The sequence below is a fragment of the Nocardioides sp. genome (assembly GCF_036374615.1).
GTDB lineage: Bacteria > Actinomycetota > Actinomycetes > Propionibacteriales > Nocardioidaceae > Nocardioides.
Genome location: NZ_DASUTK010000134.1, coordinates 1 through 7,101 on the forward strand (window position 1 = coordinate 1; position 7,101 = coordinate 7,101).

Consider the following 7,101-nt stretch of genomic DNA (forward strand, 5'->3'; position numbering starts at 1 on the left):
GAGAGTGCGCCATGGCGCACTCTCAGGCACACGCCGCGGGTTGGTTGGGTTGGGTCTCACACCACCCGGTCGGTCGCGGCCGCGGCGAGCTCGCGCAGCACGACCCGGGCCTCGTCGCTGACCGACGCACGGTCCAGGGCCGCCAGCGACACCTCGACCAGCTCCTCGATCACCGCCTCGACCTGGGTGTGGGCGCCGGAGGCGTCGATGATCCTCCGCAGCTCGCCGAGCAGCTCGTCGTCCAGCTTGCTGCCCAGGCTGGCGTCGAGCAGCCGAGCGTCCGCCTCGGGGGCCGCGTCGAGCGCGAGTGCGACCAGCACCGTGCGCTTGCCCTCCTCGAGGTCGTCGCCGGCTGGCTTGCCGGTCGTGTCGGAGTCGCCGAAGACTCCGAGCAGGTCGTCACGCAGCTGGAACGCCTCGCCCAGCGGCAGTCCGTACGCCGACAGGTCGGACAGCTGGCCGTCGGTGGCACCTGCCAGGGCGGCCCCGATGTGGAGCGGCCGCTCGATGGAGTACTTCGCCGACTTGTAGCGCAGCACGGTCATTGCGGCCTCCACGTCGGCACGCCCGCGGGCCTGCACCGACACGTCGAGGAACTGACCCGTGATCACCTCGGTGCGGCACAGGTCGAAGAGACCCATCGCGGTCGCCACCCGCTCCAGCGGCAGGCCGCACCGGCGGAGCAGCTCCTCGGACCAGCTGAGCAAGAGGTCGCCGAGGAGGACCGCCGCTGCGGCGCCGTACTGCTCCGGGTCGCCGCGCCAGCCGACGGAGCGGTGCTCGGACTCGAAGGCACGATGCACCGCCGGCCGACCGCGCCGCGTGTCGGAGGCGTCCATGAAGTCGTCGTGGACGAGGGCGCTCGCGTGCAACAGCTCCAGCGCGGCGCAGGCCCGGAGCAGCGACCGCTCGTCCTCGGCGTCCGGCTGGACGGCCCGGTAGCCCCAGTAGCAGAACGCCGCGCGGAACCGCTTCCCGCCGCGGACGGCCGCCCTGCCCGCGGCCAGCAGCCGGGCGGCGTCCGGCCCCAGTGGTGACAACCGGTCGGCCATCTCGTCGAGGAACTCGTCCAGCACGTCCTGGACGCTGTCCCGGAAGGCGGTCCCGTCCCAGCTGGTCACGCGGCGAGACTAGCCAGTGGCCGAGATACCAGCTGGGACGCCCCCGCTCCCTACACTTGGCCCATGCCCCCCGAGCACACGACGAGCATTGCCGACCTGATCCGTCAGGGAGAGCGGTCGCTGTCGTTCGAGTTCATGCCGCCGCGCGACGAGGCCGGAGCCGAGCAGCTGTGGACCGCGATCAGCGAGCTCGAGCCCTACGCGCCGACCTTCGTGTCGGTGACGTACGGCGCCGGCGGCACCACCCGCGACAAGACCGTGCACATCACCGGACGGATCGCGCGCGAGACCTCGCTGGTCCCGATGGGGCACCTCACGTGCGTCGGCCACACCCGCGCTGAGCTCGAGCGGATCCTCGACGACTACGCCGCCGCGGGCGTCCACAACGTGTTGGCCCTGCGCGGCGACCCGAAGGACGGGCCGCGGGCGGAGTGGACTCCCACCGAGGGCGGGTTCACCCACGCGTGCGAGCTGGTGTCGCTGGCCAGCAACCACGGCTCGTTCTCGGTCGGAGTGGCAGCCTTCCCCGGTGGACACCCCGGTGCCGAGTCGGTCGAGCGCGACTCGGAGGTGCTGCTCGAGAAGCAGCGGTCGGGAGCCGAGTTCGCGATCACGGACATGGTGTTCCGCGCCGCCGATTACGCCGAGCTGGTCGAGCGCTCGTCGGCGATCGGCGTCGACATCCCGATCCTTCCCGGCATCATGCCGATCCTGAACCTGGCGCAGGTGGCCCGGATGGCCGAGCTGTCGGGTCGGGAGATCCCGGCCGAGGTGCGCGCCCGCGTCGAGCGGTACGCCGACGACCCGGTCGCGCTGCGCGCGGAGGGGATCGCGATGGCGGCCGAGCTGTGCGAGAAGCTGCTCGCCGACGGTGCCCCCGGGCTGCACTTCTACACCCTGAACCGGTCGAAGGCGACGCGGCAGATCTTCGAGGCGCTTCGCATCACCGTGTAGAACTTCACCATGCGCACCCTCACCGTCGTCGGCCGAGGTTCCGCCTCGGCACCGGCCGACGTGGCGGACGTCCGCGTCGCGGTCGTGCACCAGGCGGCCTCCGTCACCGCGGCGGTCGCCGGCGTCGACGAGGCCGGGCGGCAAGCACGAGCCGTCGTCGCCGAGGTCGACCCCGACGCGGCGTTGTCGCAGACGGACTTCTCGGTGTGGCCGCGGCACGACCACCAGGGCCTGCCGTCGGGGTACGAGGCACGGCACTCGCTGAGCGTGCGCTGCCCGGACCTCGCCACCGCAGGCCGGCTGGTGACCGCCCTGGCGGAACGGCTTGACGAGCGGCTGGTCGTCGAGCAGGTGACACCGGCGATCGCCGACCGCGGGCCGGTCGAGGACGAGGCGCGAGCGGCCGCTTTCGAGGACGCCACCCGCCGGGCCACGCACGTGGCCGGACTCGCGGACGACGTCCTCGGCCAGGTGCAGTCGATCGTGGAGGGCGGGCCGACCGGACCGGTCCCGTTGCACGAGACGGCCACTGCGAAGGCCGGGATGGACCTCTCCTTCGGCGACAGCCGGCTGACGGTCGCGGTGAGCCTGACGGTGACGTTCGCGCTGGCGTCCGGCGAGTAGCTCAGGCCGGTCCGACCAGCTGCGCCACCAGGGCCGCCGACAGCCCCACGAACGGCACCTGGCTCCCCGGGGTCGCGTGCGCCCCCACGGCGTACACACCGGGGACGGGGGTGGTCGGCCCGAGACGATGCCGCACCGTCCCGCGCCCCTGCCACAGCACACCCATGGCGGAGCCGCGGCCCTCGACCTGCTCCCGCGGGGAACGGTCGACCCGCGCCACCACCCGCTGGCGGACGTCGATGTGATGCCGCGCCAGCGCCGTCACCAGGTCCTCGGCGAGCCGGCCGCGGCCGTGCAACGTCCAGGCGACGTGTCCGTCGGGGGCCTGGCCGCCGCTTCGGACGACGATCGTCGGGTCGCCGTGCAGCACGAGCTCGTGGCCCACGTCCGGAACGTCGGCGGTCAGCCCCAGGTGGGCGACGACCGGCGGAAGGGCGGGCGTGGTGCGCTCGACGTACGGCGCCAGCGTCGGCACCAGCCGCGGGTCGACCGCGCAGACGACGACGTCGGCGTCGAGGCTGCCCGCGGTGGTCATCACGCCGGCGACCCGGCCCTCACGCACCACGAGGTCGGTGACTGCGGTGCCGGTGTGCACCGTCACCCCGCGGGTGGCCAGCCGGCCGGTCAGCGCCTCGCTGAGCCGGGCGAAGCCGCCGGGGACGGTCCAGGCGCCGAACCGCTGCTCCAGGTAGGCGTGCACGCCGAGCCACGCGGGAACGTTGCGCAGGTCGTGGCCCTCGGCGAGGAACCGGTGCCCCGCCACCAGTCGCAGCCGCTCGTCCTTGAACGACTTCCTGAGTCGCTTGTGCAGCACCTCGCGGCTGTCGAGCAGGGCGGCCACCTCCGGGGGAAGCGCGTCCGGTCGCCACGGAACCTCCAGGTAGTGGCGTCGCAGCGTGTCCCACACCTGCGTGTACGTCGCCACGTGGTCGACCCAGGCGCGGCCGCGGTCGGGGCCGAGCGCGTCGAACGCCGCGATCTGCCGGGACCGGGAGCCGCCCGGCAGCCGCACCTCCGAGCCGTCCTCGAACCGGTGGTGTCGGATCACCTCGACCGGCTCGAGGTCGAGCTCCTTCTCCAGCGGTCGCCCTGACTTCCGGAACAGGTCGCGCAGCACCGCTGGCAGCAGCGTCGAGTGCGCCCCGCGGTCCCATGCGAACCCCTCCGCCCGCTCGAACGAGATCGCGCCCCCGAGCGCGTCGTCGCGCTCGACCAGGGTCACGTCGTGGCCGAGCTTGGCCAAGCGAGCGGCCGCAGCCAGCCCGCCGAGGCCGCCGCCGATCACGACCACCTGCATGCGGGAAACCTAGCCCTGACCGCCGTGGCGCCGGGTCGGCGGTTCCCCGCTCAGCCGGGGAACCAGTGACTTCGCGAGGGAAATTTGCCACGTCAAGTCATGGTTTCCCCGCTCAGGCGGGGAAACCGCGGCCCGGTGGCGTCACAGTGCGGACGTCGGTGGCGGCCGTGAGTGATCCGAACCCGGCGCCGTACTCGCGATCGAGGAACTCCATGAGCGCGACGTTGAGGGGAGCGATCCGCGTCCCGGGGCGCAGCTCGGAGCAGGGCTGCAGCTTGGCGAAGAACCCGGTCGTGGTGTCCGACAGCACCACCCGATTGCCCGTCAGCTCGGTCGTGCGTTCCAGCCGACCGCCGCGGCCCTCGGGGTCGGCCGTGAAGGTGACAGGGACCTCGTCAGCCCCGCCGACCGAGTGGCCGTCGCCGACGGCGACCGGCACGCCGTCGCGGTGCTCGTCGAGAAGAGTGAGGACGGACTCGACCTCGCTGACCGTCAGCCCGGTGTCGATGCCTGCCAGGAGGTTGACCTGGAGCAGGGAGAGCAGCCGCAGCTCGACGCCGGCGACCGTGTTGAGGCCGGCCGGCTGCCGGGTGTTGAGCTCGGTCGGCCGGAAGCCGTCGACGGTGAGGACGCCGTCCACGCCGAACGCCCCGCGATAGCCGTACCTCGTGCGCAGGTGGTCACCCACCCGGCGGGCGACGGCGCGCATCTCCTCGCGGTCGGCCGGTGCGGGGTCCCACCAGCTCGACAGGCCGCCGTACACGAACCGGCGACGGGCGTGCTCGCGCAGCGTGGCGATCTCCACGGGCCGCAGCACCGCGGTGCCCTCCGGCAGCACGAAGCCGTGGATCGAGCAGGGCACGCCCTCGAGGAACGGAATCACCCGGACCCGGTCGCAGCGGGGCAGGAAGAAGCCGCGGGCGGTCTCGCGGTCGTCGGCGTCGACCACCCAGCGCACGTAGTTGCCACCGCCGTTGAAGCCGTCGCGGGTGTCGCCGGACCAGACGACACCGAGCTCGCTGGTGGCAAGCCGCTGGGTCGCCTGCGCCAGCGCGGCGTCGTCCACGGGCACGATCGCGCTTGGCACGGCGGGAACGCCCGCCGCGACCCAGATCTCCTCGGCCAGGAGCTTGTCCTCGAGGTCGAGGAAGGCGCGCGGTCGGCCGCCGTGGACCGGTCGGCCGAGGATCGGCCGGTCGCTGGTGACGAACGGGCCGCACCACCAGACGCCGCGGCGCTCGGGGTCGAAAGCCTCGATCGCGGCCACGGCGGGCGCCGGCAGATCGCGTGCCACCCGGTCGAGCAGCCGGTACTCCTCGGTGATCGACGCGGTCCGGGGGAGCTCGATCTCGACCAGGTCGTACTCGTGGTCGGCAGGGACCGGCCCGGCGCCGCGCATGGTCGACACCACCAGCACGGGACAGCCGAGGGCGCCGAGCCAGCGGACGACCCGCGTGTAGCCCGCCAGCACTCCCGGTCCGAGGATGACGGGTCGGCCGGCGAACACCTCGCCGAGGCGGCGGACCACCGTGTCGCGGGTGTCGTGGTCCGCGAGGTCGATCATGGCGAGACTCAGCCGGCCGAAGGCATCGGGTCGGGTCGGCCCTTCCATCGCCGCCAGCCGCGGCGGACCAGCTTCGCGACGAGGTAGACGACGACGAGGCCGGTCGCGAGGAGCACGCCGGCGATCGCGGCGGCGGCGCGGGGGTGCTCGATCGCGAACCAGACGACGCCGAGCACGGCGAAGTCCTCGGCGAAGCTGGCGACCACGTTCGACACCGGCTCGGGGGAGGAGTTGATCGCCAGCCGGCTGCTCGCCTTCACCAGGTGTGACGCGAGGGCGGTCCCACCGCCGACCACGCCCAGCACGGCCTGCTCGAGCGTGGACGCGTCGCCCGCGAGCAGCACGCCGATGACGGCGCCGGCCGTGGGTCGGATGGCCGTGGAGATGGCATCCCACGTGGAGTCGATGAACGGGATCTTGTCGGCGATGAACTCCATCGCGAAGAGCACCGCGGCGACCGTCAGGACGTCCCACCGGCCGAGTGCGTCCGGGATCTGCTCCAGGTTGTTGACCCGGTCGGCGATGCCGAGCACCAGCACCACGAGGTACGCGTTGACCCCGCTGGCCCAGCCGCTGGAGAACGCCAGCGCGAGTCCGTCCACCCGCCGATCATAGGGTCAGCCGGTGCTCCGCAGGTCGGGCTGGGTCTCGGGGAGGCGGGCCGCGCGGTCCCGGTCGGCCAGCATCCGCTCGCAGAGGTCCTGACCCAGCTCGCGGTACGCCTCGAAGTCCCACTCGTCGAAGAACTGGCGGCTCGTGGAGCGGCGCGGGAAGTCGGGATTCTCGCGGGCGTAGTGCTCGACGTCCCACGGGAGCCGCGGCACCAGCTGCGCCTTGAGGAAGACGATCTCGCTCACGTCGTCGGAGTCGTCGTACGTCGCGCAGCCGGTCGCCCAGGCCTTGGCAGCGCGGCTGTCGCCGGATGCCTGGAGCGGCGAGACGTCGACGGTCACCTCGACCCCGAGGTCCATCCGGGCGGTCGCGATCGCCTCCGCGAGCGCCCCGAACGAGTTGGCCGCGTCGTTGCTGGCGTCGATCACGATCACCTGGCGCGGCCGACGCCGCAGCGCCTCGAGCAGGCCGAGGTTGTCGTAGTGGCCGCCGTCGGTCACGTACAGCTTGGGGTCGGAGAGCGAGGGGCGCCCGAACGCCTCGCGCAGCAGCCGGTACGGGCCGGGCTTGCCGGCCACGCTCATCACTCGGGCGGCGGCCTCCCAGGCCAGCACGCTGGACCGTCGCGGCTGGTCGGTGCCGCCGGCGTCGTACCTGCGGCGCAGTCGCAGGGCGTGCCGGATCACGTGCGGTGGCTGACCGTAGGGGTTGGGCAGCCACACGCCGAGCCGGGCGTTCAGCACCGTCAGCAGGACCCGCACCGGCCGGGTGCGCGAGCTGGCGCGGCCCACGAGCGGGCTCACCGCCGCGCCGCTGATCGCCATCGCGGCCGGGACCGTGAGGTCGCGTCGCCCGAAGTCGGCGAACGCCTCGTAGTCGCACGTCTTGGCGCGTCCCCCGGTTGGCAGGGACCGGTCGCCGATGACGCC

The 7,101-nt window shown here is 73.1% G+C and carries 7 protein-coding genes; 2 read left to right on the forward strand and 5 right to left on the reverse strand.

What is annotated here, in order from left to right; genetic code table 11:
- Nucleotides 1-56: 56 nt before the first annotated feature.
- Nucleotides 57-1,121 carry a polyprenyl synthetase family protein gene (locus tag VFZ39_RS10780; RefSeq protein WP_330865752.1) on the reverse strand — a complete coding sequence of 355 codons (1,065 nt, stop codon included), beginning with the start codon at nucleotides 1,119-1,121 and terminating at the stop codon, nucleotides 57-59.
- Between the two features lie 63 nt (nucleotides 1,122-1,184).
- Between VFZ39_RS10780 and metF the strand changes: the two genes are divergently transcribed.
- Together metF and VFZ39_RS10790 are read left to right on the forward strand one after the other, a co-directional pair.
- Nucleotides 1,185-2,075 carry a methylenetetrahydrofolate reductase [NAD(P)H] gene (metF, locus tag VFZ39_RS10785; protein WP_330865753.1) on the forward strand — a complete coding sequence of 297 codons (891 nt, stop codon included), beginning with the start codon at nucleotides 1,185-1,187 and terminating at the stop codon, nucleotides 2,073-2,075.
- 9 nt (nucleotides 2,076-2,084) lie between these two features.
- Nucleotides 2,085-2,699 (forward strand): SIMPL domain-containing protein, encoded by a 615-nt coding sequence (locus VFZ39_RS10790; RefSeq protein WP_330865754.1) that lies wholly within the window; start codon nucleotides 2,085-2,087, stop codon nucleotides 2,697-2,699.
- Between the two features lies 1 nt (nucleotide 2,700).
- Here VFZ39_RS10790 and VFZ39_RS10795 read toward each other — a convergent pair whose 3' ends face one another.
- The 4 genes from VFZ39_RS10795 to VFZ39_RS10810 form a co-directional block, all read right to left on the reverse strand.
- Nucleotides 2,701-3,996 carry an NAD(P)/FAD-dependent oxidoreductase gene (locus VFZ39_RS10795; protein ID WP_330865755.1) on the reverse strand — a complete coding sequence of 432 codons (1,296 nt, stop codon included), beginning with the start codon at nucleotides 3,994-3,996 and terminating at the stop codon, nucleotides 2,701-2,703.
- A gap of 112 nt (nucleotides 3,997-4,108) precedes the next feature.
- Complete coding sequence (locus VFZ39_RS10800; RefSeq protein ID WP_330865756.1) at nucleotides 4,109-5,560, reverse strand: hypothetical protein; 1,452 nt, start codon at nucleotides 5,558-5,560, stop codon at nucleotides 4,109-4,111.
- A gap of 8 nt (nucleotides 5,561-5,568) precedes the next feature.
- Nucleotides 5,569-6,162: a DUF4126 domain-containing protein gene (locus VFZ39_RS10805; protein WP_330865757.1), complete on the reverse strand. Its 594-nt coding sequence runs from the start codon at nucleotides 6,160-6,162 to the stop codon at nucleotides 5,569-5,571.
- 15 nt (nucleotides 6,163-6,177) lie between these two features.
- A partial coding sequence (locus VFZ39_RS10810; protein ID WP_330865758.1) for a hypothetical protein occupies nucleotides 6,178-7,101 on the reverse strand: 924 nt, incomplete at its 5' end.